Origin of the sequence: Shewanella sp. SG41-4, from assembly GCF_014164505.1 — a bacterium.
Classification (GTDB): domain Bacteria; phylum Pseudomonadota; class Gammaproteobacteria; order Enterobacterales; family Shewanellaceae; genus Shewanella.
On the sequence record NZ_JACJFI010000593.1, the window covers coordinates 1 to 1,396 of the forward strand.

Sequence of the window (1,396 nt, forward strand, 5' to 3'; positions counted from 1 at the left end):
TGGAAAAAACAGACTCTTCGATGGTGATCCCTATGGATGCTGGTTGGAGTGATGTCGGATCTTGGTCTGCATTATGGGAAGTATCAGAAAAAGATGAAAATAAGAATGTCATTAAAGGTGATGTGATATCAGTTAATTCAGCAAACAACTATCTACATTCTAATAACAAACTCATTGCGGTTGTAGGTATTGATAATTTGGTTGTGGTTGAAACAAAAGATGCCATTTTAGTGGCCCATAAAGAACAAGTGCAAGATGTTAAAGTAATCGTGAATTATCTGAAAGCAGTAGGGCGCACAGAACATAAAATACACCGTGAAGTATATCGTCCTTGGGGTAAGTATGATTCATTAGATGTTGGTAACCGCGATCAAGTTAAGCGTATTACAGTGAAACCAGGTGCCAAATTATCTATTCAAATGCATCATCATCGAGCTGAACACTGGATTGTCGTGTCTGGCACCGCCAAAGTGACTAATGGTGATAAAACGATATTGCTAACTGAAAATGAGTCGACCTATATTCCGATTGGGCAAATACATGCTCTAGAGAATCCCGGAGTACTTCCGCTTGAGTTGATTGAGGTTCAATCCGGATCTTACTTAGGTGAAGATGATATCGTGCGATTTGAAGACCGTTACGGACGTATATAAGGGTTAGCATGTCAAACAATTCAACATTAATTAGCTCATCAGTTATTGCTCAAAGTGGGATTTCTTTTGGTACCAGTGGTGCTCGTGGTTTAGTGACACAGTTTACGCCAGATGTTTGTGCTGCATTTTCTCTTGCATTTATTTCCGGAATACAGAGCAATTTTGCTTTTGTACAAGTAGCTATAGCAATCGACAACCGACCAAGTAGCTACGCCATCGCTATGGCGTGTGCAGCGTCATTAAACCAAGTTGGTATAGAAGTTATTTATTACGGCGTAGTTCCTACTCCTGCATTAGCTTATGCAGCACAAGAGGATGGAATTCCTGCCATTATGGTAACAGGGAGTCATATTCCATTTGATCGTAATGGTCTTAAATTTTATCGTCCCGATGGTGAAATCAATAAAGCTGATGAACAAGTTATCAATACTGCACAAATTGAATTTACTAAGTTAACAGCAATAGCAGACTTAACTGTAAATGATCGTGCTGCTGAGGCTTATATAACCCGTTATACTTCACTGTTTGATTCACCATGGTTGACTGGAATACGTATCGGTATTTATGAACATTCAAGTGCAGGTCGGGATCTTTATTATCGAATTTTTGAAAGCCTGGGTGCCGAAGTTATTGCATTAGAAAGGACAGAACATTTCGTTCCTATAGATACAGAAGCTGTTTCAGAAGAAGATACATTAAAAGCGATCAATTGGGCTAAACAACACAATTTAGATGCAGTATTT

Annotated in this window: 1 protein-coding gene and 1 pseudogene; both read left to right on the forward strand. The window is 39.0% G+C overall.

All coding sequences use genetic code 11. From position 1 onward, the window contains the following. Positions 1 to 653: cupin domain-containing protein (locus H5202_RS22485; RefSeq protein WP_182773981.1), on the forward strand; the 653-nt coding region annotated here is incomplete at its 5' end. An 8-nt stretch (positions 654 to 661) separates the two neighbouring features. Next, positions 662 to 1,396 (forward strand): annotated as a pseudogene (locus H5202_RS22490) (phosphomannomutase); the annotation flags it as partial.